Consider the following 18,754-nt stretch of genomic DNA (forward strand, 5'->3'; position numbering starts at 1 on the left):
GGTCCCCCGGCACCACGATGGGGCCTCCACGACAAGGAGCCCGCCATGACCGCAGTGCACCAGGCCCCGCGCCGCGCCACCCGAGTCACCCTGCCCGTCGTTCTGGCCGCGTCGGTCGTCGCCGCGACGGCCCTGTCGGCATGGGGTGCGCGCGAGGGCACGACCTGGTTCCTGGAGACGGTGTGGGTGCTGATCGGACTTCCGCTGGTGGTGCTGACCTGGCGGCGGTTCCCGCTCACCGGCCTGCTGTGCGGCCTGCTCGCCGCGCACGCGGTGGTGCTCGCGGTGGGCGGCCACTACACCTACGCGCAGGTGCCGCTGGGCGACTGGGTGCGCGACACCTTCGGCCTGGACCGCAATCCGTACGACCGCTTCGGCCACCTCATGCAGGGCTTCGTCCCGGCCGTCCTGGTGCGGGAGCTGCTCAGCCGCACCTCGCCGCTGCGCGGCAGCCGCTGGCTGGCCCCGCTGACCGTGTGTGCCTGTCTGGCCTTCAGCGCGTGCTTCGAGCTGCTGGAGTGGGCGGCGGCCGAGATCGGCGGACACGGCGCGGACGCCTTCCTCGCCACCCAGGGCGATGTGTGGGACACACAGTGGGACATGTTCTGCGCCCTGATCGGGGCCACGCTCTCCGTGCTGGTGCTCAGCCGGGTGCACGACCGGCAGCTGGCGGCGCTCCGGGACAGGCCTCAGCGGGTCGTGTGACGGCGTCGCACCCACAGCGGCAGCCCGAACCAGCACATCAGGTACCAGGCGACCACGGGGGCGACCAGCCAGGGCACGAGGCCGTCGTGGGTCGCCACCCGCAGGATCAGCAGCAGCGACGCGGTCATGGTGGCCAGCAGCAGGAGCAGGCCGACGAAGGTCAGCCGGGACGCCAGCCGCACCGCCCGGGGCTTCACGCGCCGCCCGGTCACGAGGCGGTGCAGGGACACGGGCCCGATGAGCGCGCCCGTGGCGGACGCGCCGAGGACGACGGTCACGATGTAGATGACCTGGTCGGTGTGGGCCAGGCCGTCGTACTTCGGGGTGAAGACGACGGTGAGCAGGAAGCCGAACAGGATCTGCACGCCCGTCTGGGCGACGCGGACCTCCTGGATGAGGTCGCTCCACATCCGGTCGGCCCGCTCCTCCTCGGTCTCGTCGCGCCCCTTCCGTCTCACTTCCTGCGTCATGCCCTGCGAGTAACCGCGGCGCCGATCGTCCAAACGAACGGGGCCGCCGGGCGCGTCGGGGCGAGCGCTCCCGGCGGCACGCGGACTACCAGCGGTTCTCGACCTGGTCCTTGATCCGGCGGTCGTAGAGCTCCCGGATCGCCGTGAACGTCTCCTGCGGCGGCGCCGGCAGTTTCGCGGCGGCCGCATTGGCACGGGCCTGCTCCGCGGAGCGGGCGCCCGGGATCACGGTGGTGACGCCCGGCTGCTCGATGATCCAGCGCAGCGCCAGCTGGGCCGGGGTGTATCCCTCGGGGGCGAGCGCGGCGAACTCGGCGGCCGCCTCCACACCGGTCCCGAAGTCGACGCCGGAGAACGTCTCGCCCTGGTCGAAGGCCTCGCCGTGCCGGTTGTAGGTGCGGTGGTCGTCGGCGGCGAAGACCGTGTCCTTCGTGTACTTGCCCGACAGCAGACCGGAGGCCAGCGGCACGCGGGCGATGATGCCGACGCCGGCCTCGCGGGCGGCCGGGAGCACCTCGCGCAGGGGCTTCATCCGGAACGGGTTGAGGATGATCTGCACGCTCGCCACACCCGGCCGGGCGATCGCGGTCAGCGCCTCGGCGCAGGTCTCCACGCTGACGCCGTAGGCCGCGACGCGCTCCTCCTCGACCAGGGTGTCCAGGGCGTCGAACACCTCGTCCGAGGAGTAGACGGGCGTGGGCGGGCAGTGCAGCTGCACCAGGTCGATGCGGTCGACGCCGAGGTTGCGGCGGGAGCGGTCGTTCCAGGCGCGGAAGTTGTCGAGGACGTAGTTCTCGGGGATCTGGTCGACCCGGCGGCCCATCTTCGTGGCCACCAGCACATGCAGATCCGGCCTGCCGCCGAGGAAGGCGGCGATGGTCTGCTCGCTGCGCCCGTCGCCGTACACGTCGGCCGTGTCGAAGAAGGTCACCCCCGACTCGGCCGCCGTCTCCAGCACGGCGAGGGCCTGCTTGTCGTCCACCTCGCCCCAGTCGGCGCCCAGCTGCCATGTGCCGAGGCCGACGACCGATGCCCGCTGACCCGACCTGCCGATTACGCGTTCGTCCATGCCGCCAGTCTGTCATCCGCCGGTGGCCGGATCGTCCCTTGACCACCTACCGCTTCCCGGGTCGTACGGGACGCCAGTGCGCCTCGCCCGGCGGTGGGTCAGGGTGTCAACTGTGCCTGGACGACGGGCCCGTAACGGTCGGCGATGGTGTCGATCGCGGACGCGCGCAGCCGCTCCCCGCGCGCGATGCCGTACATCACGCCCAGGCCGATGAGGGTGGCGACGGCCAGCTCGGCGCGCAGGCCCGCGTCGGGGCCGCTCAGCCGGTCGGCGAGGCGTTCGGTCACCTGGGCGCGGAAGTTGGCGCGCAGGATGTCGCCGTGGTCGCCGTGCAGGGGCGCGAAGGCGATGCGCAGCAGGGGGTCGGCGCCCCGTTCGCGCTGGCTGCGCAGGACGTGCTCGGTCATGTGCCGGCCGAGGTCCGCCAGGGGCGCGTCCAGCAGGGCGTCCGCGTCGGCCTCGAAGGACATGACGCGGGCGAAGAGGGCGTCCTTGTTGCCGAAGTACTTGAGGATCAACGGCGGGCTGACACCGGCGCGTTCGGCGACGGCCTTGAGGGTGATGTCGGCGTGGGCGTGCCGGGCGAGGAGGTACCGGGCCGCCTTGAGGATGGCCGCCTTGGTCGTCTCGGCGTCCCGGCGGGCGGGGGTGACGGCGGGCGCGCCGGATCGGGTGCTCACAAACTCATGCTCCCTCCATCGCCTCGTCGCGGGCGCCCCGGGTGCCGCCTCGGGCCCGTCGTGTGCCGTCGGGGCGGCTGTCGCCCGGGATGGTCAGCGCGGCCGCGCTCGCGGCGAGGGCGATCGCGCCGGCCATGGCGAAGGCCAGCAGATAGCCGTGCAGCGTGGGTACGGGGGCCCCGCCGACGAGGCTGGTGTGGTGCACGAGGACGGCGGCGACGGCGGCGCTGGACGTGGCCTGGCCGATGGTGCGCATCAGGACGTTGACGCCGTTGGCGGACGCGGTCTGCACGGCCGGGACGGCGCGCAGGATCAGGGTGGGCAGCGCCGAGTAGGCGAGCGTGGTGCCGGTGGCCACCACGGTGGCCCCCAGGATGATCATCCACAGGTCGCGGCTGTCGGCGATGCGGACCGCGTAGCCGCAGGCGATGACGGCGGCGCCGAGGGCGAGGGTGATGCGGGGGCCGCGTTTCTGCGAGATACGGGCGGAGACGGGCGAGAAGAGCAGCATCGTGACACCGCCGGGCAGCAGGCACAGGCCTGTGGCGACGATCGAGAGTCCGAGCCCGTAGCCGGTGGCCTCGGGCGCCTGCACCAGCTGGGCGGTGACCAGTGAGTTGGCGTAGAAGGCGAATCCCGTCAGCAGGGCCGCCACATGGGACAGGCCCACCCGGGGCCGGGTCACCAGCCGCAGATCGACCAGGGGCTGCGCGGTGTGCAGCTGCTGCCACCACCACAGGGCGAGGACGACGGCCGCGCCGAGGAAGAGGCCCAGCACACGGGGGCTGCCCCAGCCCCACTGTCCGCCCTGGGACACCCCGAGCAGCAGACAGGTCAGCCCGACGGCCAGCATGAGGGCGCCGAGCACGTCGAACCGGCCCGGCTCACGCACGGGCGACTCCTTGACCGCCCACCACACGGCCGTCACGCCCAGCGCACCGAGCAGGCTGGTCAGCCAGAACATGGTGTGCCAGTCGGCGTACTGCACGACCACCGCGGCCAGTGGCAGGCCGAGGGCGGCACCGATGCCGACGGTGGAGCTCATCAGCGCGACGGCCGAACCACGTCGCTCGGGCGGCAGTTCGTCGCGCAGGATGCTGATCGACAGCGGGACGACGGAGGCGGCGGCGCCCTGCAGGGCACGGGCGGCGATGAGCACGCCGATGTCGCAGGACAGGGCGCACATCACCGAGCCCACGGTCATCAGGGACAGGGCCGCCGTCAGCACCCGCCGCTTGCCGTACATGTCGCCGGCGCGGCCGAGGACCGGGGTGAGGACCGCTCCGGAGAGCAGGGTCGCGGTGACCATCCAGGAGACCGTGCCCGCCGAGGCCCCGGTCAGTCGCGGCAGGTCCGGCAGCAGCGGGACGACCACGGTCTGCATGACGGCCATGAGGATGCCGCCCGATGCCAGTACGGGAATGGTGAGCCGGTCCCGGACTCGGGTGGCCCCGGCGCTCGCTCCGGGCGGGGAGGATATCGGAGCGGGCTGGTCCATCGGCACTCCAGCTGACGTCAGGAATATGAGGTGAATATAAATTCACCTTACTCGGTGAATGGTCATTCACCAACGCCTGCCCCTCCCGCCCGCATAGCGCCGCACGTCGGCCGGCGTCACGCAACGCGACCGAGCGACGCCACAGGGCAGCACGAGGGGCGCATGGGACCGGGCTTTCGAATCGCGTCAGTCTGCCGGGGTGAGCCGCGCCACTCGGGATGCCGTCGATCGCGAAAGATCTCCGCGAACACCCCCGCGACGGCAAGGAATTGCCCCTTCCGGGGGCCGGGAAAGGCGGTCCACAGCAAGATCACCTTCGTTCAATCCCGTACGGCATGTGGCCAATTGTCCTGATCGCAGCCAACCGACTCCGGACGATTTCTCCCGCTCTCGACGGGACCGATAGGCATGCGGGGACATCACCCGAACGCACCAGGAGGTCCCGCATGCCGGAACTCACCCGTCGCCGCGCGCTCACCGCCGCGGCCGCCCTCGCCGTTGCCGCCGGAGCCCAGACGCTCGTCGCGCCCACCGCCTCGGCCGCCGGGCATCGGCACGGTTCCCCCGATTCCTTCGACGAGGTCTACAAGGGCCGCCGGATACAGGGCCGTCCTATGGGCGGTGGCGGTCACCACCACGAGCACGGCGCCGGTTACGGGGTGTTCGTGGACGGGGTGGAGCTGCATGTGATGCAGAACGCGGACGGCAGCTGGATCAGCGTCGTCAGCCACTACGACCCGGTGCCCACGCCGCGTGCCGCCGCCCGCGCCGCGGTCGACGAGCTCCAGGGCGCCAAGCTCCTCCCCTTCCCCGCCAACTGACCGCCCCCGCAAGGAAATCCGGAGTCACCCGCACATGACCGTACGCAAGAACCAGGCCAGCCTGACCGCCGACGAGAAGCGGCGGTTCGTCGCCGCCGTCCTCGAACTCAAGCGCAGCGGACGCTACGACGCGTTCGTCACGACGCACAACGGCTTCATCATGTCCGACATGGACAACTCGGAGCGGACCGGCCACCGTTCACCGTCCTTCTTGCCCTGGCACCGCAGATTCCTGCTCGACTTCGAACGGGCGCTGCAGTCGGTGGACGCGTCGGTGGCGCTGCCGTACTGGGACTGGACCGCCGACCGCACGGTGCGCGCCTCGCTGTGGGCGCCGGACTTCCTCGGCGGCACGGGACGCAGCTCGGACGGCCGCGTGATGGACGGGCCGTTCGCCGCAGGCGCCGGGAACTGGCCGCTCAACGTGCGGGTGGACGGCCGTACTTATCTGCGCAGGTCGCTCGGGGCCGGTGTCCGCGAGCTGCCGACCCGCGCCGAGGTCGACTCCGTGCTGGCGCTGACGACGTACGACATGGCGCCCTGGAACAGCGCCTCGGACGGCTTCCGCAACCATCTGGAGGGCTGGCGCGGGGTCAACCTGCACAACCGGGTCCACGTCTGGGTCGGCGGGCAGATGGGCACCGGTGTCTCCCCCAACGACCCGGTGTTCTGGCTGCACCACGCCTTCATCGACAAGCTGTGGGCCGACTGGCAGCGCCGGCACCCGGGGGCGGGTTACGCGCCGACCGGCGAAACTCCGGACGTGGTCGACCTGAACGACACGATGAAGCCGTGGAACGACGTGCGGCCGGCGGATCTGCTGGACCACACGAAGTTCTACACGTTCGACGTCTGATCGGGAGCAAGGAGTCCGGATCAGGGGCCAAACGTTCGGATCAGGCCTCCGCCGTCCGGCACTTCGGATGACCCCAGCCCTGCGTGTTCTTGGCGATGGACTCGCCGGCCGCGTAGGAGCCGCCGCACACACAGCGGCCGGGGAACTTCGCCTTGATCGTGCGGGAGGACGAACCGCCGCCCTGCTTGCGGGGTGCCGCCTTGCGGCGCGGGGCGGCGGACGCCCCGGTGACGGACGAGGGCGGCGGCTCGGGCGAGCCGAGCGCGCTGCCCGCGGACTCCTGGGCCGAGGCCGCCTGGCTGGCGGCGCGGTCGGCGAAGTCGTTCAGTGCGTCGCCGTCCACTTGGTGCGCGGCGACATAGCGGAACTCGACGGAGCGTCCGTCGAGCAGCTCGTCGATGCGCACCACCAGGTCCTGGTTGGCGACCGGCTTTCCGGCGGACGTCTTCCAGCCGTTGCGCTTCCAGCCCGGCAGCCAGGTGGTGACGGCGTTCATCGCGTACTGCGAGTCCATCCGGACCTCAAGCGGCAGGCCGGGGTCGGTCGCCGCCAGCAGCCGCTCCAGCGCCGTCAGTTCGGCGACGTTGTTGGTCGCCCTGCCGAGCGGCCCCGCCTCCCAGCGGGCCGGGGTCCCGGAGTCGTCGGACACCACCCAGGCCCAGCCCGCCGGTCCGGGGTTTCCCTTCGAAGCCCCGTCGCACGCGGCCACAACACGTTCACGCATGGGCACGATCATGCCACGGCCGCGCGGACCCCCCCGAACGGGCCGGTCAGACGTCCATGGTCTTGGGCATCTCGCCCTCGGTGGTCGTGATGTCGATCACCGAGAAGTTCGCGCCCTGCGGGTCGCTGAGGGCCGCGAACCGGCCGAACGGGCTGCTCATGGGCCCGAACCGGAGGATGGCACCGAGCTTGACGGCCTTGGCCACGGCCTCGTCGCAGTCGCCGACGGTGAAGTAGACATTGATGTACGACGGCACCTCGGGCGGGAAGTCGTCGGTCATCCTCATCCGGCCCAGGACCGTGTTCTCCCCCAGGTTGAACATCCGGAAGTCGACGGAGGCGTCGTCGATCTGCTTGGCCGTGTACGGGAACACCGCGGAGAAGAACGTGTCGGCCTGCTCGGGCTCGCGGGTGAAGACCTCGGCCCAGCAGTAGGCGCCTGGCACGGCGGTCGCCTCGAAGCCCTCGTGGGTGCCCCCCTGCCAGACGCCGAACACGGCGCCGCTGGGCTCACGGGCCAGGCACATCGTGCCGAAGTCGCCGACCTGCATCGGCTCCGTCAGCACCTCGCCGCCGTTCTCCCGGATCTTCTCGGCGGTGGCCGCGGCGTCCGGCGAGGCGAAGTAGAGGCACCACTGCGACTGGCCCTCCTGACCGGGCATGGGCGGTACGACGGCCGCCACCGCCTTGCCGTCCGCATAGGCCTGTGTGTAGTTGCCGTACTCCGACGACGCCTCGCCGAAGGTCCAGCCGAGGACCTCACCGTAGAAGCTCTTGGCTCCCTCGACGTCACTGAACATCGCGTCGGCCCAGCAGGGGGTTCCTTCAGGTTGTACGGCCATGATGCGGGACCTCTCCGGATAGACGGGCTGCCTGGATCGTCACGCTCCACACGCTAGCCATCACCCGGTCGGCCCGCGCGCCGAACCGACCGGTCTGCCGGACACTGGAATGCGGAGACGGCGGGTGTCGGCAGGACGGGGCGCGGCATGACGGACTCGGTGGTCGCAGGCACGATGCGGGCGTGGTCGGTGACCCGGCCCGGACCGGTCGAGGAGGACCCGCTCCGGCTCGTCGAGCGGCCGGTGCCCGTGCCCAAGGACGACGAGCTCCTGGTCCAGGTGCGCGCCTGCGGGGTCTGCCGCACCGACCTGCATGTCACCGAGGGGGACCTGCCCGTACGCCGGCCGGGGGTGACGCCCGGGCACGAGGTCGTCGGCGTGGTGGCCGGGAAAGGGGCGGCCGTGGCGGACTTCGCCGTGGGCGACCGGGTGGGCGTGGCCTGGCTACGGTGGACCGACGGCGAATGCCGATACTGCCTGCGAGGCTCGGAGAACCTGTGTCCCCGGTCGCGGTACACCGGCTGGGACGCGGACGGCGGCTACGCGGAGTACACGACCGTCCCGGCCGGTTTCGCCCACCGGCTGCCGGGCGAACTGGACGACGTGGCTCTGGCCCCCCTGCTCTGCGCGGGGATCATCGGCTACCGCGCGCTGCGCCGCACCTCGCTGCCGCACCGCGGCCGGCTCGGGCTGTACGGGTTCGGGGGCAGCGCCCATCTGTGCGCGCAGGTGGCACTCACCGAGGAGGCCACCGTGCACGTCCTGACACGGGGCGCGGACGCCCGGCGGCTGGCCCTCGAACTGGGCGCCGCCTCGGCACGCGACGCGTACGAGCTGCCCCCGGAGCCCCTGGACGCCGCGATCCTGTTCGCCCCGGTCGGCGACCTGGTCCCGGTCGCCCTGCGGGCCCTGGACCGGGGCGGGGTCCTGGCCGTCGCCGGCATCCATCTGAGCGACGTACCGCCGCTGCACTACGAGACCGACCTGTTCTACGAGAAGGAACTGCGCAGCGTCACCTCCAACACCCGTACGGACGCCCGCGAGTTCCTCGCCAAGGCCGCACGGCACGGGATCCACGCCACGACCCACACCTATCCGCTGTCGCAGGCGCCGCAGGCCCTCCGGGACCTCAAGGCCGGCCGCTTCGACGGGGCGGCGGTCCTGGTGAACGATCTCTCCTGATCCCAAACCCCCGATGATCCACAAGCCCCCGGGGCGCGGGGGCTGAACCTGCGCGCGCGATCACGCTCCCCTGTGCCGTACACCCCGAACGGCAGGTTTGCACCACCAAGGAATGAAACCGCCCCTTTCGCGCCGTACCGGAAGATCACCACGGCTGTTTGGCTTGTCCGAGCGCACCACCAACTCGCACCCCACCGACCGATCCGGTCACCCCGTTCACCTTCCGGGAGGACTCCCGTTGAGGTCTTACACCGTCTCCACAGGCAGACGCCGCCGGCCCGGCAGCCAGGATGTTGCGTGCCGCGTTCACGTCGCGGTCGTGTACGGTGCCGCAGTCACACGTCCACGCGCGGACGTTGAGCGGCAGCTTCTCTCGGACAGTGCCGCAGGCTCCACACAGCTTCGAGCCGGGGAACCAGCGGTCGATCACCACGAGTTCGCGCCCGTACCAGGCGCACTTGTACTCCGGCATGGAGCGCAGTTCCGTCCACGACGCGTCGGAGATGGCGCGCGCGAGCATGCCGTTCTTCAGCAGGTTGCGGACGGTGAGGTCCTCGATCACGACCGTTTGGTTCTCACGGACGAGACGAGTCGACAGCTTGTGCAGGACGTCCCGGCGCCGGTCGGTGATCCGTGCGTGGATCTTGGCGACGCGGCGCCGGGCTTTCTCCCGGTTCGCCGAACGCTCGGCCTTGCGGGACAGGTCCCGCTGCGCGCGTGCCAGGCGGGCGCGGTCACGCCGTTCATGCTTCGGGTTGGCGACCTTTTCCCCGGTGGACAGCGTCACCAGGGACGTGATCGCGGCGTCCAGACCGACAGCCGCGCTGGTGGCGGGGGCCGGGGCGATGGTGTCCTCGCACAGCAGGGACACGAACCAGCGGCCTGCGCTGTCGCGGGACACCGTCGCCGTGGTCGGCTCCGTGCCCTGCGGGAGCGGACGCGACCAGCGGATGTCCAGCGGCTCGACCATCTTCGCCAGCGCCAGTCGCCCGTCGCGCCGCTTGAAGGCGCTGCGGGTGTACTCGGCCGACGCGCGGGACTTCTTCCGCGACTTGAAGCGCGGATACTTGGCGCGCCTGGCGAAGAAGTTCCCGAACGCCGTCCGAAGGTGGCGCAGCGCCTGGAGCGGGACAGAGGACACCTCCGTCAGGAAGGCGAGTCCCTCGGTCTTCTGCCACTTCGTCAGCGCGGCCGACGACTGCACGGAGGAGATACGGCGCTGCTCGCCGTACCAGGCCCGCGTGCGCTCCCCCAGCGCCTTGTTGTACACGAGGCGGACACAGCCGAACGTGCGCGACAGCTCAGCCGCCTGCTCGCCCGTGGGGTAGAAGCGGTACTTGAACGCCCGCTTCACCTGCTGCGGCACGCCTCACGCTCTATCAGCTTCCGTGTGAGCGTCGACTGTCGGCCGGTGACCGGTGGACGCCGGTCCGCCCTGGCGGCGAACCGGCCCTCTCTGCCCTGCTCCGCAGGGGCTTCGTTCCCTCCCCGGCCTGAAGGCCGAGGTATCCACGAAGGAGAGACGCGATGAGCACACCCACTCACTCCTACACGCTCCCCGGGCCGCCGAACATCGCCCAGAGCCTGCGCACCACCCGGCGCACCGGGGTGATCCCCGGACTGCACCACCGGCCGGCCGCTCCCGCCGATCCGGACAAGGCCGCCGAGATCGACCGCAGGCTGGAGGCCTGGGCCCATGACCTCGAACTGTTCCCGCAGGCCTGGAAGGGGGACTTCGCGGGTTTCCAGTTCGGCCGGGCCGTCACGCTCCAGCATCCGGGCGCCCTCGACCTGGACCGCCTCACCACGGCCGGCAAGCTGCTGCTCGCCGAGAACATCGTGGACTCCTGCTACTGCGAGGAGGACGAGGGCCGCGGCGGTTCGCGGCGCGGCCTGGGCGGCCCGCTGATCATCGCCCAGTCGGCGCTCGACCCCTTCCACGGCACCCCGGAACTGGAGGAGGAGTGGCGCCAGGGCCTGTCGGCCGACGGACCGCTGCGCTCGTACCGGTCCGCCCTCGCGGACTACGCCGCCTTCGCCACGCCCAGCCAGACCGGCAGGTTCGTGCACGACATGGCCCGGCTGCACCTGGGCTATCTGGGCGAGGCCGCCTGGATGGAGACCCGGTACAAGCCGCGGGTGTGGGAGTACCTGGTGATGCGGCAGTTCAACAACTTCCGCCCCTGTCTGTCGCTCGTCGACGCGGTGGACGGCTACGAACTGCCCGAGCAGGTCTACGCCCGCCCCGAGATCCAGCGGATCACCGCCCTCGCGTGCAACGCCACCACCGTCATGAACGACCTCTACTCCTTCACCAAGGAGCTGGAGAGCGATCCGGATCACCTCAACCTGCCGCAGGTCGTCGCGGCCGACGAACGGTGCGGACTGAAGGCCGCCTATCTGAAGTCCGTCGAGATCCACAACCGGATCATGGAGGCCTTCGAGGAGGAGTCCGCCCTCCTGTCCGCCACCTCGCCCCTCGTGGAGCGCTATGCCCAGGGGCTTGCCGCCTGGGTGTCCGGCAACCACGAGTGGCATGCCACCAACACCCATCGATACCACCTGCCCGACTACTGGTAGCAGCGCCGATTCCGCACCACCGAGCAGTATCTGAAACAGCGTCAGACGCGTCACGAGGAGTCACTGTTGACCACCGCCCCCGTCGCCCGGACCACGACCGCAGCTGTGCCGACCCAGTCCACGTACCAAAGCCGCGTCGCGGACTACTGGAACGCCGAGGAAAATCCGGTCAACCTCGAACTCGGCAAGATCGACGACCTGTACCACCATCACTACGGCATCGGTAACGTCGACTGGACCGTGCTCGACGAGCCCGACCCCGACCTGCGCCGGGAGCGGATCACCGCCGAACTGCACCGCCTGGAGCACGCCCAGGCCGAGTTCCTCGCCTCCCGGCTCGGCCCGCTCACCCCGGCCGACCGCGTCTTCGACGCCGGCTGCGGACGGGGCGGCGGCAGTGTGGTGGCCAATCTGCGGTACGGCTGCCACGCCGACGGCGTCACCATCTCCGCCAAGCAGGCCGACTTCGCCAATGAGACGGCCCGCCGGCGGGACATCGACGACAAGGTGCGCTACCACCACCGCAACATGCTCGACACCGGCTTCGAGTCCGGCGCGTACGCGGCCTCGTGGAACAACGAGTCCACCATGTACGTGGAGCTGGACCAACTGTTCGCCGAGCACGCCCGGTTGCTGCGGCGCGGCGGACGCTATGTGGTGATCACCGGCTGCTACAACGACACCTACGGGCGGGCCTCGCGCGAGGTGTCCCTCATCAACGCGCACTACATCTGCGACATCCACCCGAGGTCGGAGTACTTCCGGGCCATGGCCCGCAACCGGCTGGTGCCGGTCCATGTGGAGGACCTGACCGAGGCCACGATCCCCTACTGGGAACTGCGCAAGGACGCCGACCATCTGGTGACGGGCATCGAGGACACCTTCCTGTCCGCCTACCGCAACGGCAGCTTCCAGTACCTGCTGATCGTGGCAGACCGGATCTGAGGCCGTCGCTCCGAGGCCTTCGCTGTGCCGGGGGCGGTGTCGCGGGACACCGCCCCCGGCCCGTGCGGGACCGTCGCCCTCGAATATCGGTCGACAGCAGCCCCGTCGGCGGCTGGAATGGCCCGCGTGTGTGCCGTGAGAATGCATGAGGACGAGGTGGATCTCGATGCTTCGGTCGTCCGTCGGCTGATCGCCGGGCAGTTCCCCGACTGGGCCTCCCTGCCCGCACGGCGTCTGAAGTCCTCCGGGACCGACAACGCCATGTTCCGGCTGGGCACGGACCTGGTGGTACGGCTGCCCCGGCATCCCGGTGCCGTGGCGGACGTGACGCGCGAGCAGCACTGGCTGCCCCGGCTCGGGCCGCTGCTGCCGCTTGCCACGCCCGAGCCGCTGGGGCGGGGCGGGCCCGGCGCGGGCTTCGCCTGGCCCTGGACCGTGTACCGCTGGCTGGACGGACTCAATCCCGTCGCCGGGGCCGTCGAGGAGCCCGGACCGCTCGCCGAGGACCTCGCCTCGTTCGTCGGCGCCCTGCGCCGGATCGACGCGCACGGCGGGCCGGCCGGCCGCCGGGGCGTCCCGCTGGCCACCCGGGACGCGGCCACCCGCGACGCCATCGACCGACTGGCGGGCAGGGTCGACACCGCGGCGGTCACCGCCCGGTGGGAGGAGGCCCTGCGCGCGCCGGAGCACACCGGCCCGCCCGTCTGGGCGCATGGCGATCTGTCGCCGGGGAACGTGCTGGTCGCCGACGGCCGGCTCAGCGCCGTGATCGACTTCGGCACCGTGGGGGTGGGCGATCCGGCGGTCGATCTGATCGTGGCCTGGAACCTGCTGCCCGCGACCGCCCGGGACACCTTCCGCCGGGCCGTCGGCGCCGACGACGCCGAGTGGGCGCGGGGCCGGGGCTGGGCGCTGTCGATCTCGCTCATCCAGTTGCCGTACTACTGGGACACCAACCCGGCGCTGGCGGAGAACTCACGGCATGTGATCCGCGAGATCCTCGCCGAATCCGCCTAGGGGAGCGGGCCGCCGTACCCAGGGGCGCTGGCCGCCGCAGGCCCGCACCCCCGCCTACGGATCCTCACTCGCCCGCGTATGCCTTCTCCAGGGCGGCGATGTCGAGCTTGTGCATCGACAGCATGGCCTGGGTGGCGCGGGCCGCCTTCGCCAGGTCCGGGTCACTGACCATGTCGTCGAGCCGGGCCGGGATGACCTGCCAGGACATCCCGTACTTGTCCTTGAGCCAGCCGCAGGGGCCGGGTTCGCCGCCGTTTTCGGTGAGCTTGTTCCAGTAGTGGTCGATCTCCTCCTGGTTCTCGCAGAAGATCTGGAACGAGATCGCCTCGTTGAACTTGAACTCCGGTCCCCCGTTCAGCGCGACGAACTTGTGGCCGTTGGCCGTGAACTCGACGGTCAGGACGGTGCCGGCGGGACGGGGGGCTCCCTCGGGGTAGCGGGCGACCCTGCCGACGGTGGAGTTCTTGAAGATCGAGACGTAGTAGTGGGCGGCTTCCTCGGCCTGGTCGTCGAACCAGAGGCACGTGGTGAATCCGTCGGTGGCCATGAGCTACCTCCTGGGGCGTGGAACGCGGTCACCGGTGTCGACCGATCGTCACCGCGAAACTCATCGGCCGGCAGGCCGACTCCTCCGGATGGACGCGGGTCCCTCTCGGACAGGGCCTAGCATCCGGATCATGACGTCTTCGTCCGCAGAGACCATCCGGCCCTACCGCCTCGCGATCCCCGATAGCGACCTGGCCGACCTGCACGAACGACTCGACCGCACCCGATGGCCCGACGAACTGCCCGGGGTGGGGTGGGCGTACGGCGTGCCGGCCGGCTATCTGCGCGAGCTCGTACGGTACTGGCGGCACACCTACGACTGGCGTGCCGCCGAGGCACGGCTGAACACCTGGCCGCAGTTCACCACCACCATCGACGGGGCGAGCGTCCACTTCGCGCACGTCCGCTCCCCGGTGCCCGGCGCCACCCCGCTGATCATCACCCATGGCTGGCCGGGCTCGATCGTCGAGTTCCTCGACGTCGTCGGACCGCTCACCGATCCGGCCGCGCACGGCGGCGATCCGGCCGACGCCTTCCACGTCGTCGCACCGAGCATCCCCGGGTTCGGGCTGTCCGGGCCCACGACGGACACCGGCTGGGAGGCGGGCCGGGTCGCCGACGCATGGGCCGAACTGATGGGGCGCCTCGGCTACGAGCGGTTCGGCGCGCAGGGCGGCGACTGGGGCGCGATGATCTCCCGCGAGCTGGGCCGCGCCCATCCCGACCGGGTGATCGGCGTCCATCTCAATCTGCTGCCGGGCGCGCAGGCGACCAGCGAACCCACCACGGACGAACTGGCCGCGCTCGGCCCCGAGGAGCGGGAGCGCACGCTCGCCTCGTGGCGCCGCTGGTCCGCCTGGTCGGCCGACGGATCGGCGTACGCCCTGCTGCACTCCACCCGCCCGCAGACCCTGGCCTACGCGCTCACGGACTCGCCCGTCGGTCAACTCGCCTGGATCGTCGAGAAGTTCCGGGAGTGGACGGACTCCGAGGAACTGCCCGAGGAGGCGGTCGACCGGGACCTGCTGCTGACCAACGTGATGCTGTACTGGCTGACCGGGACCGCCGGTTCGTCCGCCCGGATCTACTACGAGCGTGCACACGCCACGGGACGCGCTGCCGCGCCCACCGAGCCGTCCACCGCACCGACCGCTCTGGCGGTGTTCCCCGCCGAGATCCAGCTTCCGCTGCGGCACAGGGCCGAGCGCACCGAGAACCTCGTCCGCTGGACGGAGTTCGACAGGGGCGGCCACTTCGCGGCCATGGAAGAGCCGGACCTGCTGGTAGGCGATGTCCGGGCCTTCTTCCGGCAACTACGGGAGACCTCCGACTGACGCCCCGTCAAGCGGCCAGGCACAGCCCCTGGTACGACGAACCGGACGCACGACGCCCGGCGTCGGCCTGGCGGCCCAGCTCGCCCTGCGCCCGTGACAGCAGATCGCCCAGCCCCAGTCCAAGGGCGTGGGCGGCGGCCGCGAGAACCTCCGAGGAGGCCTCCTTGCGGCCACGCTCGACCTCCGAGAGGTACGGCATCGAGATCCGGGCCGCATCGGCCACATCCTTGAGCGTGCGCTCCTGCGCCTGACGCTCACGACGCAGAACATCACCGACGAGGTCGCGCCACAGGGGTTCCCTGGGCCCGGCGGGCGGCTCCTGCGGGCGCAAGGGGATGACGCGGGCGTGGTTCGGCGGTTGGCTGCTCATCCCCTCAGCCTAAAAGCAGTGGCCCGCAGAAGAGCAGGATCGGCATTCTGCCCTGCGTGGAAGCATACGAGTTCACCGGAAAACGCCCGGAGCTGCGCGTCACCTTCGACCAGGACGCCGAGTTGTACGAGCGCGCGCGACCCCGCTATCCCCCTCCTCTCGTCGAGGAGTTGGGCCGGGTCACCGGCGCCGCCCCCGGTGCCCGCGTGCTGGAGATCGCTCCGGGCACCGGCAAACTCACCGTCGATCTGGCCCGGTCCGGCTGTGCGATCACCGCGGTGGAACTCGGCCCGTCCATGGCCGCCGTGGTCCGACGGCAACTGGCCGCTTTCCCCGACGTGGACGTCGTAACCGCGGACTTCGAGGAGTGGGAGCTGCCGCCGCAACCGTTCGACGCGGTGGTGTGCGCGACCGCGTTCCACTGGATCGACCCGGCGCTCCGGGTGGCGAAACCGGCCCGCGCCCTGCGCCCTGGCGGACTGCTCGCGGTCGTCACCACCCACCATGCGGCGGGCGGCACCGAGGACTTCTTCGCCGAGGCCCAGGAGTGCTACGAACGCTGGGACCCGGCGACTCCGCCCGGGCTGCGACAGACCCCCGAGTCCGACATCGTCGCCGACACCGCCGAGTTCACCGGCTCCCCGCACTTCGCAGACGTCTCCGTGCACGGCCACGCCCAGGAGATCACGTACACCACCGACGCGTACCTGGACGTACTCCGCACGTACTCGAACCACCGCGCACTCCCCGAGCCCGCCCGGAACGGGCTGCTGGCGGACATCCGGGAACTCATCGAGTCGCGGTACGACGGTGTCGTCACCAAGCGCTACTGGCACGAGCTGATCACCGCGGTACGCATCGGGGAGTGAGCTACTGACCGACCCGCCCGTCGATCCGCTCCCGCAAGAAGTCGGCGTGGCCGTTGTGGCGGGCGTACTCCTCGATCATGTGGACCAGCACCTCGCGCAGCGCGACCGGTTCGTCGGCGTCGAAGCCGGTGATGTCGAGGCTGGGCGCCTCGGCGACGAGGTGTTCCGCGAAGGCGACCTCGGCGCGCCAGGTCCGCCAGGCCTCGGCCACCAGGCCGGGGTCGGGCGCCGCGCCGTCGAAGTCCGCGTGGGGATCGTCGGCGGTGCGGTAGAGCCGGGGTGCGTCCTGCCCCGCCATGACCTGCCGGAACCAGTGCCGTTCCACCTCGGCCAGATGGCGGAGAAGTCCGAGGAGCGACAGGTCGGACGGCGGCACCGAGCGGCGGGCCATGGCCTCGGCGTCCAGCCCCGCGCACTTCATCTCCAGCGTCAGCCGCTGGTCCCGCAGAAATCCGACGAGCGTGTCGAGCTCCCCGACGAAACCGCCGTCGCTGCGCGGATCGTCCTCGGGGCTGACGAACCAGCCGAAGCTCCGGCCGGGCTGCGCCTGCTGCGGCTCTGTGATGTCGGCCATACGACCGAGGATCGGTCGTGGCCGACCGCCGCCGCCACCCAATTTGCGCCAGGCCCGTCCACACCACGCATGCGCCGGGTGACTGCGGGTACCCGCACCACGAAGCACGCATGGGACGCCCGGTTCCGGGTACGCAGCCCGTCGCACAACGCGAGCAAGGTGCCCGGAACAGCAGACCGAAGAGGCAGACGTCGGACCGTGACTTTCGTGGGAGAGGCAATGAACACCGCCGGGATCCGGTCGGAAGCAGTGGTCGTCGAGCAGACCGCCGAGAGCGCGAAGGACGAGGGATCGCTGCCGGGAATAGCGGACCCGAGGAGCATCGCCCCGCGTGACGCGCGGGAGTTGTCGCGTCAGTTCTTCCGGCGCCTGACCGAGCTGGACGAGGGCACGCACGAGTACCAGTACGCACGCAACACGCTCATCGAGATGAACATGTCGCTGGTGCGGTTCGCGGCCGGACGGTTCCGCAACCGCGGCGACGACATGGAGGACATCGTCCAGACCGGAATGATCGGCCTGATCAAGGCGATCGACCGGTTCGAGCTCTCGCGCGAGGTGGAGTTCACGTCGTTCGCGCTCCCGTACATCGTGGGCGAGATCAAGCGGTTCTTCCGCGACACCACCTGGGCCGTGCACGTCCCGCGGCGGCTGCAGGAGCTGCGCGTGGAGCTCGCCAAGGCGCGCGAGGAGCTCTCCTGCCTGCTGGACCGCGAGCCGACGGTCGCCGAGCTGGCCACCCTGATGAACATCACCGAGAACGAGGTGGTCGAGGCGCAGCTCGCCTCCAACGGGTACAACTCCGCTTCGCTGGACGCCGCGCTGACCGGTGACGGGCCCGAGGACGGCGAGGCCGTGCTGGCCGACTTCATCGGCATCGAGGAGGAGGGGCTGCGGCTCGTCGAGGACTTCCAGTCGCTCGCCCCGCTCATGGCCGAACTCAGCGACCGCGACCGCGAGATCATCCATCTGCGGTTCGTGGAGGAGGCCACCCAGGCGGAGATAGGCGAACGGCTCGGGTGCTCGCAGATGCATGTCTCCCGGCTGATCAAGCGCATCATCATGCGGCTGCGCGAGGGCATGCTGGGCGAGCTGGGCTGCGCCTGACCGCACGGCCCTCAGTGGGCGAGGTTCACCAGCGCGCGCACCCGCTTCCCGACCGGGACGCGTTCGGCGGTCACCTCCGCGGCCAGGGCGTGCACGATCTCCAGACCGTGCCGTCCGACGCGTTCGGGGTCCCGCGGGAATCGCCGGGGCAGCGCGGCGTTGCTGTCGTAGACGCACACCGTGACCGCGTTGTCCGTGCCCTCCAGTTCCAGGATGTACGGGCCGTTGCTGTGCCGGTCCGCATTGGTCACCAACTCGCTGACCACCAGGAGCAGTTCACCGTCGGTGCGGTCGTCGATGCCGGCGCACCACTCGGTCCTGAGCTGGTCGAGGAAGAGCGCGGCGAAGGTGCGTGCCGCGGCGATGCATCCCGGTTCGCCGGTGTAGTGCGCCGCCCGTCGGAGCGGTTCCACGGGCACGTCGAAACCAGTTGGTATCACTGCCCCGTCCAGATGCTCGGTCATGCGTTTCTCTCTCGGAAGCCGGTCCGGCCGGTCTCTGCTGCACCAGTGCTCGTACCCCGAGCGGGGCGCCACAGTCCCAGACGGTGTTCGCCGACCGCGCAC

At 70.8% G+C, this 18,754-nt stretch carries 21 protein-coding genes; 10 read left to right on the forward strand and 11 right to left on the reverse strand.

What is annotated here, in order from left to right; all coding sequences use genetic code 11:
• Positions 1–45 precede the first annotated feature (45 nt).
• The gene (locus ACFY1J_RS22385; RefSeq protein ID WP_390710776.1) at positions 46–705 is read left to right on the forward strand and encodes a DUF2238 domain-containing protein; all 660 of its coding nucleotides are present in this window, start codon (positions 46–48) and stop codon (positions 703–705) included.
• On the opposite strand, the gene ACFY1J_RS22390 is transcribed toward ACFY1J_RS22385, so the two are convergent.
• The 4 genes from ACFY1J_RS22390 to ACFY1J_RS22405 all read right to left on the reverse strand — a co-directional run bounded on the left by ACFY1J_RS22390 (position 690) and on the right by ACFY1J_RS22405 (position 4,422).
• Positions 690–1,175 (reverse strand): DUF6328 family protein, encoded by a 486-nt coding sequence (locus ACFY1J_RS22390; protein ID WP_390710775.1) that lies wholly within the window; start codon positions 1,173–1,175, stop codon positions 690–692. The two genes, ACFY1J_RS22385 and ACFY1J_RS22390, sit on opposite strands and share 16 nt — an antisense overlap.
• A gap of 85 nt (positions 1,176–1,260) precedes the next feature.
• Positions 1,261–2,244, reverse strand: a complete 984-nt coding sequence (locus tag ACFY1J_RS22395; RefSeq protein ID WP_390710774.1) for an aldo/keto reductase — start codon at positions 2,242–2,244, stop codon at positions 1,261–1,263.
• A gap of 98 nt (positions 2,245–2,342) precedes the next feature.
• Positions 2,343–2,924 (reverse strand): TetR family transcriptional regulator, encoded by a 582-nt coding sequence (locus tag ACFY1J_RS22400; protein WP_390710773.1) that lies wholly within the window; start codon positions 2,922–2,924, stop codon positions 2,343–2,345.
• Positions 2,925–2,928: 4 nt separating this feature from the next.
• A complete protein-coding gene (locus tag ACFY1J_RS22405) occupies positions 2,929–4,422 on the reverse strand; it encodes an MDR family MFS transporter (RefSeq protein WP_390710772.1) in 1,494 nt (497 codons plus the stop codon).
• Between the two features lie 446 nt (positions 4,423–4,868).
• On the opposite strand from ACFY1J_RS22405, the gene ACFY1J_RS22410 reads away from it, so the two are divergent.
• A complete protein-coding gene (locus tag ACFY1J_RS22410; RefSeq protein WP_390710771.1) occupies positions 4,869–5,243 on the forward strand; it encodes a tyrosinase cofactor in 375 nt (124 codons plus the stop codon).
• A gap of 34 nt (positions 5,244–5,277) precedes the next feature.
• Positions 5,278–6,099 (forward strand): tyrosinase family protein, encoded by an 822-nt coding sequence (locus ACFY1J_RS22415; RefSeq protein WP_390710770.1) that lies wholly within the window; start codon positions 5,278–5,280, stop codon positions 6,097–6,099.
• A gap of 40 nt (positions 6,100–6,139) precedes the next feature.
• Here the strand turns inward: ACFY1J_RS22415 and ACFY1J_RS22420 are convergent, their stop codons facing one another.
• Entirely contained in the window at positions 6,140–6,835 is a 696-nt protein-coding gene (locus tag ACFY1J_RS22420) for a ribonuclease H (RefSeq protein ID WP_390710769.1), read from the reverse strand.
• Between the two features lie 34 nt (positions 6,836–6,869).
• Entirely contained in the window at positions 6,870–7,664 is a 795-nt protein-coding gene (locus ACFY1J_RS22425; RefSeq protein ID WP_390710768.1) for a VOC family protein, read from the reverse strand.
• Between the two features lie 174 nt (positions 7,665–7,838).
• Between ACFY1J_RS22425 and ACFY1J_RS22430 the strand changes: the two genes are divergently transcribed.
• Positions 7,839–8,846 carry a zinc-binding alcohol dehydrogenase family protein gene (locus ACFY1J_RS22430; RefSeq protein ID WP_390710826.1) on the forward strand — a complete coding sequence of 336 codons (1,008 nt, stop codon included), beginning with the start codon at positions 7,839–7,841 and terminating at the stop codon, positions 8,844–8,846.
• 145 nt (positions 8,847–8,991) lie between these two features.
• On the opposite strand, the gene ACFY1J_RS22435 is transcribed toward ACFY1J_RS22430, so the two are convergent.
• On the reverse strand, positions 8,992–10,212 hold the full coding sequence (locus tag ACFY1J_RS22435) for an RNA-guided endonuclease InsQ/TnpB family protein (RefSeq protein ID WP_390731748.1): 1,221 nt from the start codon (positions 10,210–10,212) through the stop codon (positions 8,992–8,994).
• A gap of 161 nt (positions 10,213–10,373) precedes the next feature.
• On the opposite strand from ACFY1J_RS22435, the gene ACFY1J_RS22440 reads away from it, so the two are divergent.
• The 3 genes from ACFY1J_RS22440 to ACFY1J_RS22450 all read left to right on the forward strand — a co-directional run bounded on the left by ACFY1J_RS22440 (position 10,374) and on the right by ACFY1J_RS22450 (position 13,388).
• Positions 10,374–11,426 carry a family 2 encapsulin nanocompartment cargo protein terpene cyclase gene (locus ACFY1J_RS22440; protein ID WP_390710766.1) on the forward strand — a complete coding sequence of 351 codons (1,053 nt, stop codon included), beginning with the start codon at positions 10,374–10,376 and terminating at the stop codon, positions 11,424–11,426.
• A 66-nt stretch (positions 11,427–11,492) separates the two neighbouring features.
• Positions 11,493–12,371 (forward strand): geranyl diphosphate 2-C-methyltransferase, encoded by an 879-nt coding sequence (locus ACFY1J_RS22445; protein ID WP_390710765.1) that lies wholly within the window; start codon positions 11,493–11,495, stop codon positions 12,369–12,371.
• Between the two features lie 141 nt (positions 12,372–12,512).
• On the forward strand, positions 12,513–13,388 hold the full coding sequence (locus ACFY1J_RS22450) for an aminoglycoside phosphotransferase family protein (protein WP_390710825.1): 876 nt from the start codon (positions 12,513–12,515) through the stop codon (positions 13,386–13,388).
• 64 nt (positions 13,389–13,452) lie between these two features.
• Here ACFY1J_RS22450 and ACFY1J_RS22455 read toward each other — a convergent pair whose 3' ends face one another.
• Positions 13,453–13,935: a VOC family protein gene (locus ACFY1J_RS22455; RefSeq protein ID WP_390710764.1), complete on the reverse strand. Its 483-nt coding sequence runs from the start codon at positions 13,933–13,935 to the stop codon at positions 13,453–13,455.
• Positions 13,936–14,065: 130 nt separating this feature from the next.
• On the opposite strand from ACFY1J_RS22455, the gene ACFY1J_RS22460 reads away from it, so the two are divergent.
• A complete protein-coding gene (locus tag ACFY1J_RS22460; protein ID WP_390710763.1) occupies positions 14,066–15,268 on the forward strand; it encodes an epoxide hydrolase family protein in 1,203 nt (400 codons plus the stop codon).
• 7 nt (positions 15,269–15,275) lie between these two features.
• Here the strand turns inward: ACFY1J_RS22460 and ACFY1J_RS22465 are convergent, their stop codons facing one another.
• Positions 15,276–15,638 (reverse strand): helix-turn-helix domain-containing protein, encoded by a 363-nt coding sequence (locus ACFY1J_RS22465; protein ID WP_390710762.1) that lies wholly within the window; start codon positions 15,636–15,638, stop codon positions 15,276–15,278.
• A gap of 47 nt (positions 15,639–15,685) precedes the next feature.
• On the opposite strand from ACFY1J_RS22465, the gene ACFY1J_RS22470 reads away from it, so the two are divergent.
• Positions 15,686–16,507 (forward strand): class I SAM-dependent methyltransferase, encoded by an 822-nt coding sequence (locus ACFY1J_RS22470; protein WP_390731870.1) that lies wholly within the window; start codon positions 15,686–15,688, stop codon positions 16,505–16,507.
• Position 16,508: 1 nt separating this feature from the next.
• On the opposite strand, the gene ACFY1J_RS22475 is transcribed toward ACFY1J_RS22470, so the two are convergent.
• On the reverse strand, positions 16,509–17,081 hold the full coding sequence (locus ACFY1J_RS22475; RefSeq protein ID WP_390731749.1) for a DinB family protein: 573 nt from the start codon (positions 17,079–17,081) through the stop codon (positions 16,509–16,511).
• A 219-nt stretch (positions 17,082–17,300) separates the two neighbouring features.
• On the opposite strand from ACFY1J_RS22475, the gene ACFY1J_RS22480 reads away from it, so the two are divergent.
• Positions 17,301–18,188: an RNA polymerase sigma factor SigF gene (locus ACFY1J_RS22480; protein WP_390710760.1), complete on the forward strand. Its 888-nt coding sequence runs from the start codon at positions 17,301–17,303 to the stop codon at positions 18,186–18,188.
• 11 nt (positions 18,189–18,199) lie between these two features.
• On the opposite strand, the gene ACFY1J_RS22485 is transcribed toward ACFY1J_RS22480, so the two are convergent.
• The gene (locus tag ACFY1J_RS22485) at positions 18,200–18,652 is read right to left on the reverse strand and encodes an ATP-binding protein (RefSeq protein ID WP_390710759.1); all 453 of its coding nucleotides are present in this window, start codon (positions 18,650–18,652) and stop codon (positions 18,200–18,202) included.
• Positions 18,653–18,754 lie beyond the last annotated feature (102 nt).

It is taken from the genome of Streptomyces sp. NPDC001406 (assembly GCF_042895285.1).
Lineage (GTDB): Bacteria > Actinomycetota > Actinomycetes > Streptomycetales > Streptomycetaceae > Streptomyces.